Below are 14,473 nucleotides of genomic sequence, written 5' to 3' on the forward strand. Positions count from 1 at the left end.
GACACATTCACTGCGGGGCGGGCGCTTGGCGGCCGCCCCAATGACACGTTCACTGCGGGGCGGGCGCTTGGCGGCCGCCCCAATGACACGTTCACTGCGGGGCGGGCGCTTGGCGTCCGCCCCAATGACACGTTCACTGCGGGGCGGGCGCTTGGCGTCCGCCCCGCGGCCGACATTACTGGCCGGTCTTCACACTCGTCCAGGTGCGGGTGACGATGCGCTGCGTCTTTGGGTCGTAGGAATCGACCGTAAACAGCTTTTCCATCACATCCTCGGGCGGATAGATCGCCGGATCCTCCGCCACCTCCGCATCCAGATGCTGCGTCGCGTCCTTGTTGCCGTTGGCGTAGAAGACGTAGTTGGACGCCTTGGCGATGACTTCCGGGCGCAGCATGTAATTGATGAAGGTATGGGCGTTCTCCGGATGCGGGGCATCGGCCGGGATCGCCATCTGGTCGAACCACATCTGCGCGCCTTCCGTCGGGATCACGTATTCCACGTTGACGCCGTCGGCGGCCGCGTCGATCGCCTGGAAAACGTCGCCCGACCAGCCGACCGCCAGGCAGATGTCGCCATTGGCGAGCGCGTCGATATAGGCGGAGGAGTGGAACTTCTGGATATAGGGCCGGATCGCCTTCAGCGCCTCGCCGGCCTTGGCGATGTCGTCCGGATCCTTGGAGTTCGGATCAAGACCGAGATAGTTCAGCGCCGCCGGGATGGTCTCGGCCGGCGCGTCGAGCATGTAGACGCCGCAATCCTCGAATTTGGAGACGATCTCAGGGTCGAAGATCATGTCCCAGGAATCGGTCGGGGCGTCGGGCATGCGCTCGGCGATCTTGTCGACATTGAAGCCGATGCCGGTCGTGCCCCACATGTAATTGACCGAATAGGCGTTGTCGGGATCGTATTTCTCCACGCGCTCGGCGATGGCCTCCCAGACATGGGTGAGGTTCGGCAGCTTGGACATGTCGAGCTTCTGCAGCGCGCCGGCCTCAATCTGGCGGACCATGAAGGGCGCGGCGGAAGGCACCACGACGTCGTAGCCGGTACCGCCGGAGAGAAGCTTGGTCTCAAGGATCTCGTTGGAATCGTAGACGTCGTAGACGACCTTGATGCCGGTCTCGGCGGTGAACTCCTCCAAAATGCTCTCGTCGATATAATCCGACCAGTTGTAGACGTTGACCACCTTCTCCTCTTGGGCGAAGGCGGCCGTGCCGAGGCTGAAGGCCGCAAGGCCCGCGGCGACGCTGAGAAGCGCTCTAGACATGTCAACTCCTTCCCTGTGAAGGCGAGCCCGCCTGCGCGGCAGACGGGCCTGCTTCATTCCTGACATGGCCGGCACCATAGGCACGAGCGCGGCTCCGCTTCAATCGCGCAGGATGAGAAATCCGCACCCTTTCTAGGGTATCTCGCGGTCGGATTTGGCGATGCGGTAATCTGCAAGGCCGGCGGGTCGGGTCGCGGGCGGCTGGGCGCGGTGGGCGCAGCCTTCGCGCTCGCATAAGCGGCAGGTCACGCCCACCGGTCGCGGCGGGGCGGCATGGACGAAATCGTAGGCGGTCTCGGCGGCGAAGCGCTCCGGGAAGGCCAACAGACTGATCCTGAGCGGTGGCGGCAGGCCGGTCTCCGCAAGCGCCTCCGCCTCGCGGGCGGCCAGCGCCAGAAAGGCGGCTCCGTCAGGCAGGACGAGCCTGGCGGCGAGCACCCCGCTCTCGGTGCGCCTGTCGAACACCGGCAGCCGCCCACACGGAGCGCCGAAGCGGGCGAAGGGAAAGCCGGCACCGCGAATGCGCAGGATTGGCGAGCCGGCGGCGTCTAGCACGAGCAGCGCCGCCTCAAATCCCGCTTCCGGGCGGCCGGCGAGAATGGCGAGCCTTGCCATGATGCGCGCGCCACGGGTCTGAAAGCGATGGCCGAGCGCGGCGATGTCGAAACGCAATTCGCGCGCAGCGGCGGCGAGCCGGGGGGTGGGAACCAGGATGGCGTCGGCGAGACGGCGGGCGAAGCCGGCGCGCAACAGGCGCTGCGCCTCCGCGTCCTTCAGTTCCGCCTCGCCGGCGAGCCGGGCAATGAGCGGCCCGTAGCCGGCCTGCGCCACCTGCAGGGCGACGAGATAGGCCCGGTCGATGAGCGGCACCGCCTCGGAAATGAAGAAGCGCATGGAATGCCGATCGAAGCGGGCCCGCTCGTCCGGCAAGGCCGCGGTCGGCAGAATTCTGAGGTCAACGCCATGTCGCTCGCGCAAATGCGCCTTCAGCGCCGCGAAGGGATCGTCGCGCGGGACAAGCTCCTCGCGCAACGTCGCGGCAGCCTCCTCCAGCTCGGAGAACCAGGGCCCGGACTCTTCGAAATAGGCCGCCACCCGGTCGAAGGGCAGACGCGCGGTGAGCTCGGCACGCAACTCGTCGCCCTCGGCCAGAACCTGGGAGAGCTCCGTCAGCCGCGCCGCACCCTCCATATAGGCCTCGTAAAGGCGTGCAACGCCGCGCACGAGATTGGGCGCGGCCTCCGCCACCTCCTCCAGCTCCGAAGGGCTCGGCACCTCGTCGGAGAGCAGCGGGTCGGCGAAGACGGTCTTCAGCGCGTCGAGCCCCTCGCCTTCCTCGTCGAGCTGCAAGTCGGCGGCGGATATGTCGAAGGCCGCCTGCAGCTTCAAGAGAACCTGCACCGTCAAGGGGCGCTGGTTGCGCTCAATCAAGTTCAGATAGCTCGGCGAGATACCGAGCGCGCCGGCCATGTCGGCCTGGGTCAGGCGCAGGGCGTTGCGGATGCGGCGGATGCGCGGACCGGCAAAAATCTTGCGTTCGGCCATGACCTGACGTCCCATCGGTTGCAGAAGGCAACCCACGGCCACCCTCAGGTTTTGTAAATCATTTACATATCATACAAAGCTATAGGCTCGCACCTTACAACTTCACCTTATTCCGCCCAATCCCGAGCATGTGTCGCTGGCATTTTGTGCGCTGCGATGTAAAGGCGACGACAAGAGACCGGCAAGGATCGACAGTCTGCCTGGCACAAAAGGTAAGGAGATTGACATGACGGATTTCAAGACGCTCGTTCCGACAGCGCCCGAAGGCCGCTTCGACGGCATCGAACGGCCCTATACTGCCGAGGATGTGACGAAGCTGCGCGGCTCGCTCGACATCCGCTATTCGCTGGCCGAGCACGGCGCCAACCGCCTGTGGAAGCTTCTTCACGAAGACGACTTCGTCAACGCCCTCGGCGCCCTCTCCGGCAACCAGGCGATGCAGATGGTGCGCGCGGGCCTGAAAGCCATCTATCTCTCCGGCTGGCAGGTGGCGGCCGATGCCAACGTCGCCGGCGCCATGTATCCCGACCAGTCGCTCTATCCGGCCAATTCCGGCCCTGAGCTGGCACGCAAGATCAACCGCACCTTCCAGCGCGCCGACCAGATCGAGACGCTTGAGGGCGAGCCTTCGGTGGAGACCTGGTTCGCGCCCATCGTCGCCGATGCGGAGGCCGGCTTCGGCGGCCCGCTCAACGCCTTCGAGTTGATGAAGGCCTATATCGAGGCCGGCGCGGCGGGCGTGCATTACGAGGACCAGCTCGCCTCGGAGAAAAAGTGCGGTCATCTCGGCGGCAAGGTCCTGATTCCGACCTCGGCGCATATCCGCAACCTCACCGCGGCGCGCCTTGCCGCCGATGTCTGCGGCGTGCCGAGCCTGGTCGTGGCGCGCACCGACGCGGAGGCAGCCAAGCTTCTCACCTCCGATATCGACGAGCGCGACCGGCCCTTCGTCGACTACGATGCCGGGCGCACGGCGGAAGGCTTCTACCGGGTGCAGAACGGGCTTGAGCCCTGCATCGCCCGCGCCATCGCCTACGCGCCCTATGCCGACCTTATCTGGTGCGAGACCTCCAAGCCGGATCTGGAGCAGGCGCGGCGCTTCGCCGAAGGCGTGCACAAGGCGCATCCGGGCAAGATGCTCGCCTATAACTGCTCGCCCTCCTTCAACTGGAAGAAGAACCTCGACGAGGCGACGATCGCCAAGTTCCAGAAGGAACTCGGCGCGATGGGCTACAAGTTCCAGTTCATCACGCTCGCCGGCTTCCATCAGCTCAACTACGGCATGTTCGAGCTCGCCCGCGGCTACAAGGAGCGGCAGATGGCGGCCTATTCTGAGCTGCAGGAAGCGGAGTTCGCAGCCGAGGCGGAAGGCTACACGGCGACCCGCCACCAGCGCGAGGTCGGCACGGGCTATTTCGACGCCGTGTCGATGGCCATCACCGGCGGCTCGTCCTCCACGACAGCGATGGGCGAATCCACCGAATCGGCGCAGTTCCAGAAAGAGACGGGGGAGCGCGCCCACGCCGCCTGAGGCGGGGCGTTATCCGATGAGGGCCGGCTAAGAGCCCGACGATCCGCTCCTGCGCCCCCACGCGCCTCCTCCTCGCTGCGCGGCGGGAGCGAGGGGCGGATCGTCGATCTTGCGCCTCGTTGCGTCGGCCGGGCGCCGGCCACCGGCAAAGACGGCCCCTTGATTTCGGGCCGGCAAATTGCGCTACTTGAAAGGCCGGAGCAGGACGTCTTCGGCGAGATGGAAACGGCCGCGGCAAAAGGCCGGCCGGGCAAGGAAGTGGAGACGATGTTGAGCAAACCGCCGGTGAAGGAGCGCGCCGAAGCGCTTTCCTCGGAGATGAGCGACGAGCAGCAGGCCGCGATCCGGGTGCTCGCCAACGAGCTGCACCGGCTGAACCAGGCGGTGATCGGCTGCGTCGATGCCGGCCTGTCGGTGGAATTGCAGCGCACCGCCCGCCATCATTCCGAAGACGGCTTCTGGGGCGACCTGCTCGTTCCCATCATCGTCAAGCAGCGCTAGCGGCGGCCGGCCAGCTTGAGCGGCTTGGCCCGAAGTGGGAGAGGGCTCCGCCTGACGGCGATACGATCTCGCCCGCTCTCGGCCTGAGAGAACGCTGTCTTTTAAACGGCCGTCGCGGCGCCTCGCGGCGGCCGCTGTCGCCCGTGGCAAGCCTTTCGCCTCAACCACGGTATTCCTCGTCGGTGACGTGCTCCATCCAATCGACCGACGAACCGTTCAACCTCTCATGGATGGCGATGTGCGTCATGGCGGTCGTGGGCGTCGCACCGTGCCAGTGCTTCTCGCCCGGCTCGAACCAGACGACGTCGCCCGGCCGGATTTCCTCGATCGGACCGCCCTGACGCTGGACGCGGCCGCAACCGGCGGTGACGATCAACGTCTGTCCAAGCGGGTGCGTGTGCCAGGCGGTGCGCGCGCCGGGCTCGAAGGTGACGCACGCTCCGGCGACCCGCGCCGGTTCAGGAGGGCTCATCAAGGGATCGATGCGGACCGTGCCCGTGAAATACTCCTCCGGCCCTTTGCCGGAAGGCTGTGAGCCGCTGCGCTTGATATCCATCTCGCACTCCTCCTGCTTGCTCGGAAATGGCGGACACCGCACGGCGCCTTCTCCAAGCGCCATCAACGAGAGAGGCCCCAAGGTCCGCTCCAGATGCGCCCACCTCAGCCAGTCACTTAGCGCCAGGACGAATATTGCGAAGGGCAAGCCAAGCTGCTCCGCTCCGTCTTCAGACGACAGCAGCGAGGCTTACTCGCTCTCTGCCCTCGTCTTCAGCACTTCAAACCCAACTCGGCGCGCTTCCTTTTCGTCAGGCCCCCCACGACGAGATCGTAGGAGCGGCGGAGATAGGCGCGCAGCTCCTCGTCGGTGAGGCCAGGCCCGGCATAGCATTGGATCCATGTAAGGCCGCGCGAGGCGAGATAGGGCGCGGGCCTGAGGCCCGGCTGCTCCTTGAGGATATCGTAGGCAAGCGCGCTCGCCTTGAAGGTGAAGGCCGGACGGTCCTGGTGCCAGCCGCCGATGGCGAAGACCTTGCCGCCGACCTTCCAGACATCGGCGCCGCCCCATTGGACGACGTGGCTCGTGGCGGGAAGGGTGCCGCAGAAGGCGTTGAACTCCTCGTATGTCATTCTCGCCCTCCCCTGCGGACCGGCGCTTCGGCGGATCCGGCGTCTCGGCGGGCCGGGCGGCGCGGCTCAGTGTTTGCCCGTTTTCGCCGAGACCCAGTCCATCGCCGCCAAGAGCACACCGGAGACGACGAACGTCAGATGGATGATGACCAGCCAGCGCAGCTGCGGCTCGGAAAAAGTCGCCTCCGCGCCGGTCTCGCCGATCTCCATGAACTGCTTGAGAAGATGGATGCCGGAGATCGCCACGATGGAGGCGATAAGCTTCAGTTTCAGCCCGGAAAAATCGACCTTGCCCATCCATTCCGGCCGGTCGCCGGTCTCGTCGAGGTCCATCTTGGAGACGAAAGCCTCGTAGCCGGAAAAGAGCACAATGAGGAGAAGATTGCCCGCCAGGGTGAGGTCCACCAGCGTCAGCACCGCCAGGATCGCGTCCTCGGAGGGCATGGTGAAGGCCTTCGGCGCGTAATAGATCAATTCGCGCACGAAGACGACGACCAGCATCGCCAGCGATACGACGAGCCCCAGATACATCGGCGCCATCAGCCAGCGCGAGGCGAAGAGCCCCCGCTCAAACCCGCTCTCCACGCGGCTCTTGTCCACCATCACCTCCCCCATTTCAGCCGCGCAGACATGGCAATGTGTCCGGCCCCCGTCAATAACCGTAACCACGCCGCCAGGGGAAAGCCCTGGCCGGCGATACCGGCAGCTCTCCCTGCCGGCGGCGGCTGGACGTTCCTCAATCTTCCGGCCCAGAAGCCGGAAACTCTCGCCCACCGCAATGCCGTGGGTCCAAACCTCTCGCAGGGGCCGCCTCGCCGGACATTTGCGCGCACCAGGCCACCGGCTCAGCCGAGCCGCCGGGAGCGAGCCCAAACAAAAGGCGTCACGATTTAAACGAACGTTTGACTTAAACGTCTGTTTGATGTTATTTCGTATCGAAAGCCGCGCCTTCGAAGAGGCCTTTCATGCCGCCATCCTTGCCCGGCCCCGCCAACATCCCCGGCGACGGCACACGCGAGCGCATTCTCGAGGCTGCGCTGGAGCTCTTCGGCGAGCGCGGCCTGCACGCCGCCTCCGTGCGCGACGTCGCCAAACTCGCCAAGGCCAATGTCGCCGCCATCTCCTACCATTTCGGCGGCAAGGAGGAGCTCTACCGCGCCGTCGCCCGGCATGTGGCCGGCCTCATCGGCGGGCGGGTCGGCGAACGCGCGCCCGAAATCTTCGCGGCGCCGCCGCCCGCCGATGCCGAAGAGGCCCGCCAGCGCCTTGAAACGGTGATGGAAACCCTGGTCGACGTCCTCATCGGCCATGACGACATGCGCCGCGTCGCCCGCTTCGTCCTGCGCGAGCAGATGCAGCCCTCCCCCGCCTTCGACATCCTCTATGGCGAGCTGATCCAGCGCCTGCATTCCACCGTGTGCGTGAACTTCGCCGTCGCCACGGGCGAGGAGGCGGAGAGCCAGGCGGTGCGCCTGCGCGTCTTCCTTCTCTTCGGTCAGGCGCTCTTCCTGCGCGTCGGCGAGGCGGCGGTGCGCCGCCGGCTCGGCATCGAGCGTTACGACGCGGCGCTGCTTACGGAGGTGAAGGAGATGCTGAAGCAGCATCTCAACCTCATCGTCGCCGGGGTCGGCGCCGAGCGGGCCGGCTCCGGCGGCGCGCTCACCGACCGGACGGGAGCCTGACATGGCCCGCGCGCTTCTCGTCACACTCCTGCTTCTTGCCGCGCTGCCGCTTGCCGCCTGCGAGGAGGCAAGCGAAGCACAGGACACGCCCCTGCAAGGCTATGTGGAGGGCGACTTCATCTATGCCGCGCCGGAGATCGCCGGTCGCCTCGCCGAAATCGCCCCGCGCGAGGGCGAGCGGGTGGAGGCGGGCGCGGCGCTTTTCCGCCTCGAAACGGAGACGCTGGAGGCGGAAGTGGAGCAGGCGCGCGCCGAGCTCTCGGCCACCGAGGCCGAGTTCGCCGACCGGCGCGAGGGCCAGCGCCCGCCCGAGCTTGCGGTGATTGAGGCCCGCATCGACCGGGCGGAGGCTTCCCGCAGCCAGGCCAGTAAGGAATACGAGCGCCAAAAGGAGCTCTTTGAGCGCGGCGTCATCGCCGGCGCCCGGCTCGACCAGGCGGGCGAGGCGCTCTCCGTCGCCGAGGCCGAGCTCGCGGAGGCCAAGCGCCAAAAGGCGGTGGCGACGCTACCGGCGCGCACGGCGCAGATCGATGCCGCCGAACGCCGGATGGAGGCGGCGCAGGCCGCCTTGACGCAAGCCAAGACGCGGCTCGCCAAGGCCGTCGTCACCGCGCCACAAGCCGGCCTCGTCGACGACATCTATTACGAGACCGGCGAGGTGGTGGGTGTCGGCCAGCCGGTCTTGTCGCTCTTGCCGGACGCAAAGCGCAAGATCGTCTTCTTCGTGCCGGAGCCCCTGCTCGCCTCGCTCGCGCCGGAGGCGGAGGTCGCCATCGGCTGCGACAGCTGCCCGCCCGGCCTTCGTGCAAAGGTCACACGTGTTGCCAGCGAGGCGGAGTTCACGCCGCCCGTCATCTTCTCGCAAGAGCGGCGCGAGAAGCTCCTCTTCCGCGCCGAGGCGCGCCCGCTCGGCGAAACGGTGAAGCTCAGGGTGGGCCAGCCGGTCGATGTGCGCCTGCCTGAAACGGCGATTTCCCGATGACGGCTCAGAGCCCAGCCATCGAGGTCGTCGATCTCACGAAAATCTTCGACGGCAAGAGCGTGGTGAAGCATATCGACCTTACCATCAACCGCGGCGAGATCGTCGGCTTTCTCGGCCCGAACGGCTCCGGCAAGACGACGACCATCCGCATGATTTGCGGACTTTTGCGCCCCGATGGCGGCTCCGGCACCTGCCTTGGCTACGACATCCTCACCGAGGCCGCCGAGATCAAGCGGCGCGTCGGCTATATGACGCAGCGCTTCTCGCTCTACGAGGACCTGACGATCGAGGAGAACCTCATCTTCGTCGCCCGGCTCTACGGCATGAAGAACGTGCGCAAGGTGGCCGCAGAGACGCTCCAGCAGCTCGGCCTCACCTCGCGCCGCAAGCAGATCGCGGGCACGCTCTCCGGCGGCTGGAAGCAGCGCCTGGCGCTCGCCGCCTGCATCATGCACAAGCCCGATCTGCTTCTCCTCGACGAGCCGACCGCGGGCGTCGACCCCAAGGCGCGGCGCGAATTCTGGGACGAGATCCACGAACTCGCCGAGGCCGGACTCACCGTTCTCGTCTCCACCCATTACATGGACGAGGCGGAGCGCTGCCACCGCATCGTCTATATCGCCTACGGCACCATCGTCGCGCGCGGCACGGTGCCGGAGATCGTGGAGCAGTCGCGCCTCACCACCTTCGTCCTCACCGGCCGCGAAGCCGGCGCCGCCGCCAAGGCGCTCACCGGCGCGAAGGGCGTTGAGCAGGTGGCGCCCTTCGGCAGCGAGGTGCATGTGGTCGGCTCCGAGCCGGCGGCGTTGCGGGCCGCGGTGGAGGAGGCCGGGCGGCGCTTCGACGTCGCCATTGAACCTGGCGAGACGACGCTGGAGGACGTCTTCATCCGCCTGATGAGCCAGGCGCAGGCGTTGGAGGCGTGAATGGCGCTCGCCTCGGTCTCGCGCATCAAGGCCGTCCTCCTCAAGGAGGTGATCCAGATGCGCCGCGATCGGCTCACCTTCGCCATGATCATCGGCATCCCGATCCTGCAGCTCATCCTCTTCGGCTTCGCCATCAACACCGACCCGAAGCTCCTGCCGACCGGCATCATCGTGCTGGATAGCGGGCCGGTGGCGCGCGCCGTCGTCGCCGGCATGCAGAGCTCCGGCTATTTTGAGGTCGCCGAGCCCCTGTCGCGCGAGGACGCGGCGCGCCAGGCGCTGAAGGACGGCTCGCTCTCCTTCGTCGTCACCATCCCGCAGAATTTCGAGCGCGACCTCGTTCGCGGCCTCGGCGCGAAGATCGTGCTGGAGGCCGACGCCACCGACCCGGCCGCCTCCGCCAACGCGCTCGCGGCCATGCCGGAGATCGTCAACCGGGCGATCGCCCATGCCCTTACCGGGCCACTCTCGCCGGCCGCGGCGAAGGGGCGGGCCGCCGAGGTCGTCATCCACCGGCTCTACAATCCGGAAGGCATCAGCCAGTACAACATCGTGCCGGGGCTTCTCGGCACCATCCTCGCCATGACCACCATCCTGATGACGGCGCTGGCGCTGACGCGCGAGATCGAGCGCGGCACGATGGAGAACCTTCTCGCCATGCCGGTGAAGCCGCTGGAGATCATGATCGGCAAGATCGTGCCCTATATCGGCCTCGGCTTCCTGCAGGTCGGCGTCATCATCGCCGCCGCGCTCATTCTCTTCCACGTGCCGATGCAGGGCAGCTACGCAACGCTCGCCGTCGCCGTCCTCATCTTCATCGCCGCCAACGTGACGCTCGGCTACACCTTCTCCACCCTGGCGCGCACGCAGATGCAGGCCATGCAGATGACCTTCTTCTTCTTCCTGCCCTCCATCTTGTTGTCGGGCTTCATGTTCCCCTTCCGTGGCATGCCGGAATGGGCGCAGTTCCTTGGCAATATCCTGCCGCTGACGCATTTCCTCAGGGCCGTGCGCGGCGTCATGCTGAAGGGCAGCGACCTTCTCTTCATCCTGCCCAATCTCGCCCCGATCCTTATCTTCCTCGCCGCCATCGCGACGCTCGCCCTCATCCGCTTCCGGCGCACGCTCGACTAGCTGCCGCCGTGACGGCAGGGGCGTGGCACGGAGGCAACGCCGGCGCTGAAAGCGCAGGCGCCTGGCGATGCAAGGTTTTCCCCCGGAGCCGAAGCGGCTAGGAAAAGAAGCTAGATTTTTCCTTAGCCTGGAGCGGATTGCGTGCGCCTTTTCTTACCGGTTATCGCCGCGGCCCTGATGACGGCGCAGGCCGCACAGGCGCAGGATGTCCCCACCACCTATGGCGCCGGCGGGGAGGATCTGGTGCTGGAGCTCGGCGGCGGCGGCTCCGTCGCGCCGGCCTATGAAGGCGCCGACGATTACGTCATTCAGCCAAGGCCGTTCTTTTCGCTCCATTATCTGCGCCTGCCCGTGATCGGCGATTTCGGCGGCAAGCCGGAGCGGGAGTTCTCCTTCGGCCCCTCGTTCCGCGTCGTGCGTGAGCGCGACGACAACGATTACGCGGCGCTGACGGGTATCGGCGACGTCGACACAGCGGTGGAGCTCGGCGGCAAGGTTCGCTACCGCCGCAACTCCCTGGAGGCCTTCCTGGCGCTGCGCCGCGGCGTCACCGGCCATGACGGGTTCGTCGGCGAGACCGGCCTCAACGTCATCACGCGCCCGCTGGAGCGGCTGGAGTTCAAGGCGGGCCCGCGGCTCAGCTTCGCCGACGGCGAGTACATGCAGACCTATCTCGGCGTCACCGCGGCCCAGGCCGCCGCTTCGGGCCTGCCGTTCTTCGACGCCGATGGCGGCGTCAAGGGCGTCGGGCTCTCCGGCGAGGCCCGCTACAGCCTCACCCAGAGCTGGACCCTCGTCGGCTACGGCGGCTACGAGCGTCTCGTGGGCGATGCCGCCGATTCGCCCATCACCAAGGCCGGCAGCGAGAACCAGTTCACCGCCGCCCTCGGCCTCACCTATACGTTCGGGCTCGACCTTTTCGACTGATAAACCGAGCGCACGACAAGCTCCCGCTTCGCCTTTCGCCTTAAAATCGGCTATGAGGGGCCGAGGCCCTTCATGAGCGAAACCCATCCACGCCCCGCGCCCGAGCCGGAAAGCGAAGTCAGCGCCAGCCGCGGCGTTGCCAACGCGGAAGAGGCGCGCCGCTGGTGCCGCGAGCGCGCCATCGAGGACATCGAATGCATCGTGCCCGACCAGGCGGGCGTGGCGCGCGGCAAGCTGATGCCGACGGAGAAGTTCTTCGCCGAAAAGCCGATGACGCTGCCGGCGGCGATCTTCACCCAGACCATCACCGGCGACTATCCGGAACGCGACGAGGAGGAATACTCCGAATCGATCACCGACGGCGACCTCATCTTCCGGCCTGATTTTTCCACCTTCGCCGTCGTGCCCTGGGCCTCAGACCCCACGGCGCATGTCTTGCACGACGCCTTTCACCGCGACGGGCGGCCGGTGGAGGTATCGCCGCGTCGGGTGCTGCAGCGGGTGGTGCAGCTCTACAAAGATGCGGGGCTGCGTCCGGTGGTCGCGCCGGAGCTGGAGTTCTTTCTCGTCAAGCCGAACCTCGACCCGGATTATCCGCTGGAGCCGCCGGTGGGGCGCTCCGGGCGCACCGAGCGCGCCCGCCAGGCCTATTCCATTTCCGCCGTCAACGAGTTCGAAGCGCTGTTCGACGATATCTACGAGTTCTCCGAGGCCCAGGGGCTGGAGATCGACACGCTCGCCCACGAGGCCGGCACGGCGCAGATGGAAATCAACCTCAGGCACGGCGATCCGGTGGAGCTCGCCGACCAGGTGTTCCTGTTCAAGCGCACCATCCGCGAGGCGGCGCTGCGCCACGAAATGTACGCCACCTTCATGGCCAAGCCGATCGCCGAAGAGCCCGGCTCGGCCATGCATATCCACCATTCCGTCGTCAGCATGGAAACGGGCGAGAACGTCTTCTCCGACGCAGAAGGCGGGGCGACCAAGGAATTCCTCTACTATATCGCCGGCCTGCAGACCTATATTCCCCGCGCCATGGCGATGATGGCGCCCTTCGTCAATTCCTACCGGCGCATCACCCCGCACACTTCGGCGCCGATCAACATGCGCTGGGGATACGACAACCGCACGGTCGGCCTGCGCGTGCCGCTCTCCGACGCGGCCTCACGGCGGGTGGAAAACCGCGTACCCTCCTCCGACGCCAATCCGTATCTGGCGATTGCCGCCTCGCTCGCCTGCGGCTATCTCGGCCTCGTCAACAAGCTGGAGCCGGACGCGCCCGTGGAGGGCACCGGCTACAACGCCCCCTTCACCCTGCCCCGCTCCATCCTCGATGCCTGCCGGCTCCTGGAGAACACACCCGAGCTCGTCGATATCTTCGGCCGCCCCTTCGTGCGCATCTATCGCGGCATCAAGGAGACCGAGTACGAGACCTTCATGGGCGTCATCAGCCCGTGGGAGCGGGAATATCTGCTTCTGAGCGTCTGAACGGACCGAGACGAGACCGATTTCCTTGCTGCGGCCCTTTCCTCCCTCCTGGTACCATATCGCGGCGGAACCGGTGCCGGAGCGTCCGCGCCTGGAAGGCGAGGAGAAGGCCGATGTCTGCGTCGTCGGCGGCGGCTTTGCCGGGCTTTCGGCGGCGCTCCACCTCGCCGAGGCCGGCGCCAGCGTCGCGCTCCTGGAAGCGGGCCGGCTCGGCCACGGCGCCTCCGGGCGCAACGGCGGGCAGATCCATTCCGGACAGCGCCGCGACGTCCTATGGCTAGAGGCGCATTACGGCTTTGAACGCGCCAAGGCGCTGTGGGACGTCGCGGAAAACGCGAAAACCCTTGTGCGTCAGCTCGCGGCGCGCTTCGCCTGCCCCGTGGCGGACGGGCTCATCGAGACCTTCCACCGCACCTCCGACGCGCATGAGAACGAGCGCTTCGTGGAAGCGCTGACGAGCCGCTACGGCTACGATCAGGTGACGGCCCTCAACGGCGCACAGGTCGCCGAAGCCGTCGGCTCCACCGCCTATGTCGGCGGGCTGCGCGATGCCGGCGGCGGGCATCTCGACCCATACCGCTTCACGCTCGGCCTCGCCGCCGCGGCCGAGGGCGCCGGGGCGCGCCTTTACGAGACTAGCGCCGCGCTTTCCTTTGAGCGCAACGGCGGCTTTCGCGTCGCCACCGAGGCCGGCCATGTCATCGCCGAGCGGCTCATTCTCGCCACCAACGGGCGCTCCGGCCGGCTCGAGAACATCACCCGGCGGCGCACGCTCGGCATCCATTCCTTCATGCTGGCGACGGAGCCGCTGGGCGAGCTCGCCGAAACCGTGCTGCCGGGCAACGAATGCGCCTCCGACAGCTATTTCGTCATCTGCTACTGGCGCAAGACGCCGGACGGACGGCTTCTCTTCGGCGGCGGGGAATCGAACGCCGGCGCCGTGCCGGCCGATATCGGCGCCTTCGTGCGCCCGCACCTTTTGCGTGTCTATCCGCAGCTCAGAAACGTCGCCATCGCCCATGGTTGGGGCGGCGTCATCTCCGTCACGCCGGAGCGGCTGCCCTTCATCCGCAGCCTCGGCGACGGTATCTCCGCGGCGGCCGGCTTCTCCGGCCAGGGCGTGGCGCTCGCCCCCTATATCGGCAAGCTCCTGGCCGAGGAGGCGCTGGGGCGGGCACCGGAGGAGCTGAAGCTCTATGCCGACCTCAAAATCTCGCGCGTGCCGGACAGCACCTTCCTGCGCCGTGCGCTGGTGCGCCTGGCACTCCTGCGCGGGAAGCTCGCCGACCGGATGTAAGCGTTAGAGCGCGTCACACCTTGCCTTTCAGGGAACGGCTGTGCGGCAGTCGTGTTAATCCCGCT

14 protein-coding genes are annotated in these 14,473 nt (G+C 66.8%); 9 read left to right on the top strand and 5 right to left on the bottom strand.

Going from position 1 to position 14,473, the window contains the following annotated elements; translation table 11 throughout:
* Nucleotides 1–175: 175 nt before the first annotated feature.
* The gene (locus Q331_RS0104750) at nucleotides 176–1,267 is read right to left on the bottom strand and encodes a polyamine ABC transporter substrate-binding protein (RefSeq protein WP_026379733.1); all 1,092 of its coding nucleotides are present in this window, start codon (nucleotides 1,265–1,267) and stop codon (nucleotides 176–178) included.
* 132 nt (nucleotides 1,268–1,399) lie between these two features.
* Nucleotides 1,400–2,812 carry a short-chain fatty acyl-CoA regulator family protein gene (locus Q331_RS20010; protein WP_169738469.1) on the bottom strand — a complete coding sequence of 471 codons (1,413 nt, stop codon included), beginning with the start codon at nucleotides 2,810–2,812 and terminating at the stop codon, nucleotides 1,400–1,402.
* 226 nt (nucleotides 2,813–3,038) lie between these two features.
* Here Q331_RS20010 and aceA point away from each other — a divergent pair, with 226 nt between their 5' ends.
* Nucleotides 3,039–4,343 (top strand): isocitrate lyase, encoded by a 1,305-nt coding sequence (gene aceA / locus Q331_RS0104760; RefSeq protein ID WP_026379734.1) that lies wholly within the window; start codon nucleotides 3,039–3,041, stop codon nucleotides 4,341–4,343.
* Nucleotides 4,344–4,610: 267 nt separating this feature from the next.
* Nucleotides 4,611–4,844 (top strand): SMc00767 family acetate metabolism repressor, encoded by a 234-nt coding sequence (locus tag Q331_RS0104765; protein WP_026379735.1) that lies wholly within the window; start codon nucleotides 4,611–4,613, stop codon nucleotides 4,842–4,844.
* 160 nt (nucleotides 4,845–5,004) lie between these two features.
* On the opposite strand, the gene Q331_RS0104770 is transcribed toward Q331_RS0104765, so the two are convergent.
* From Q331_RS0104770 to Q331_RS0104780, 3 genes are all read right to left on the bottom strand, one after another.
* Nucleotides 5,005–5,400: a (R)-mandelonitrile lyase gene (locus tag Q331_RS0104770; protein ID WP_026379736.1), complete on the bottom strand. Its 396-nt coding sequence runs from the start codon at nucleotides 5,398–5,400 to the stop codon at nucleotides 5,005–5,007.
* A 212-nt stretch (nucleotides 5,401–5,612) separates the two neighbouring features.
* Nucleotides 5,613–5,972 carry an MmcQ/YjbR family DNA-binding protein gene (locus Q331_RS0104775; RefSeq protein WP_026379737.1) on the bottom strand — a complete coding sequence of 120 codons (360 nt, stop codon included), beginning with the start codon at nucleotides 5,970–5,972 and terminating at the stop codon, nucleotides 5,613–5,615.
* 66 nt (nucleotides 5,973–6,038) lie between these two features.
* Nucleotides 6,039–6,575 (bottom strand): TIGR00645 family protein, encoded by a 537-nt coding sequence (locus tag Q331_RS0104780; RefSeq protein ID WP_026379738.1) that lies wholly within the window; start codon nucleotides 6,573–6,575, stop codon nucleotides 6,039–6,041.
* A 362-nt stretch (nucleotides 6,576–6,937) separates the two neighbouring features.
* Between Q331_RS0104780 and Q331_RS20015 the strand changes: the two genes are divergently transcribed.
* The 7 genes from Q331_RS20015 (at nucleotide 6,938) to Q331_RS20020 (ending at nucleotide 14,408) form a co-directional block, all read left to right on the top strand.
* Nucleotides 6,938–7,654 (top strand): CerR family C-terminal domain-containing protein, encoded by a 717-nt coding sequence (locus tag Q331_RS20015; RefSeq protein ID WP_051630581.1) that lies wholly within the window; start codon nucleotides 6,938–6,940, stop codon nucleotides 7,652–7,654.
* A 1-nt stretch (nucleotide 7,655) separates the two neighbouring features.
* On the top strand, nucleotides 7,656–8,636 hold the full coding sequence (locus Q331_RS0104790) for an HlyD family secretion protein (RefSeq protein WP_026379739.1): 981 nt from the start codon (nucleotides 7,656–7,658) through the stop codon (nucleotides 8,634–8,636).
* On the top strand, nucleotides 8,633–9,562 hold the full coding sequence (locus tag Q331_RS0104795; RefSeq protein WP_026379740.1) for an ABC transporter ATP-binding protein: 930 nt from the start codon (nucleotides 8,633–8,635) through the stop codon (nucleotides 9,560–9,562). The genes Q331_RS0104790 and Q331_RS0104795 overlap by 4 nt, the downstream gene beginning before the upstream one ends.
* Nucleotides 9,563–10,696, top strand: a complete 1,134-nt coding sequence (locus tag Q331_RS0104800) for an ABC transporter permease (protein WP_026379741.1) — start codon at nucleotides 9,563–9,565, stop codon at nucleotides 10,694–10,696.
* Nucleotides 10,697–10,837: 141 nt separating this feature from the next.
* Nucleotides 10,838–11,623 (top strand): MipA/OmpV family protein, encoded by a 786-nt coding sequence (locus Q331_RS0104805; protein ID WP_026379742.1) that lies wholly within the window; start codon nucleotides 10,838–10,840, stop codon nucleotides 11,621–11,623.
* A 72-nt stretch (nucleotides 11,624–11,695) separates the two neighbouring features.
* Nucleotides 11,696–13,111 (top strand): glutamine synthetase family protein, encoded by a 1,416-nt coding sequence (locus tag Q331_RS0104810; RefSeq protein WP_026379743.1) that lies wholly within the window; start codon nucleotides 11,696–11,698, stop codon nucleotides 13,109–13,111.
* Nucleotides 13,112–13,136: 25 nt separating this feature from the next.
* Nucleotides 13,137–14,408, top strand: a complete 1,272-nt coding sequence (locus Q331_RS20020; protein ID WP_051630583.1) for an NAD(P)/FAD-dependent oxidoreductase — start codon at nucleotides 13,137–13,139, stop codon at nucleotides 14,406–14,408.
* The last annotated feature ends 65 nt before the right edge of the window (nucleotides 14,409–14,473 follow it).

The organism is Afifella pfennigii DSM 17143 (genome assembly GCF_000688515.1).
Classification (GTDB): domain Bacteria; phylum Pseudomonadota; class Alphaproteobacteria; order Rhizobiales; family Afifellaceae; genus Afifella; species Afifella pfennigii.

Bases quoted from the DNA above. Each gene is read 5' to 3' on its own strand.
- Q331_RS0104775 (WP_026379737.1), bottom strand. From the start codon at position 5,972: ATGACATACGAGGAGTTCAACGCCTTCTGCGGCACCCTTCCCGCCACG.
- Q331_RS20015 (WP_051630581.1), top strand. From the start codon at position 6,938: ATGCCGCCATCCTTGCCCGGCCCCGCCAACATCCCCGGCGACGGCACA.
- Q331_RS0104780 (WP_026379738.1), bottom strand. From the start codon at position 6,575: ATGGTGGACAAGAGCCGCGTGGAGAGCGGGTTTGAGCGGGGGCTCTTC.
- Q331_RS0104770 (WP_026379736.1), bottom strand. From the start codon at position 5,400: ATGGATATCAAGCGCAGCGGCTCACAGCCTTCCGGCAAAGGGCCGGAG.
- Q331_RS0104795 (WP_026379740.1), top strand. From the start codon at position 8,633: ATGACGGCTCAGAGCCCAGCCATCGAGGTCGTCGATCTCACGAAAATC.
- Q331_RS0104800 (WP_026379741.1), top strand. From the start codon at position 9,563: ATGGCGCTCGCCTCGGTCTCGCGCATCAAGGCCGTCCTCCTCAAGGAG.
- Q331_RS0104790 (WP_026379739.1), top strand. From the start codon at position 7,656: ATGGCCCGCGCGCTTCTCGTCACACTCCTGCTTCTTGCCGCGCTGCCG.
- Q331_RS20010 (WP_169738469.1), bottom strand. From the start codon at position 2,812: ATGGCCGAACGCAAGATTTTTGCCGGTCCGCGCATCCGCCGCATCCGC.
- aceA (WP_026379734.1), top strand. From the start codon at position 3,039: ATGACGGATTTCAAGACGCTCGTTCCGACAGCGCCCGAAGGCCGCTTC.
- Q331_RS0104750 (WP_026379733.1), bottom strand. From the start codon at position 1,267: ATGTCTAGAGCGCTTCTCAGCGTCGCCGCGGGCCTTGCGGCCTTCAGC.
- Q331_RS0104765 (WP_026379735.1), top strand. From the start codon at position 4,611: ATGTTGAGCAAACCGCCGGTGAAGGAGCGCGCCGAAGCGCTTTCCTCG.
- Q331_RS0104810 (WP_026379743.1), top strand. From the start codon at position 11,696: ATGAGCGAAACCCATCCACGCCCCGCGCCCGAGCCGGAAAGCGAAGTC.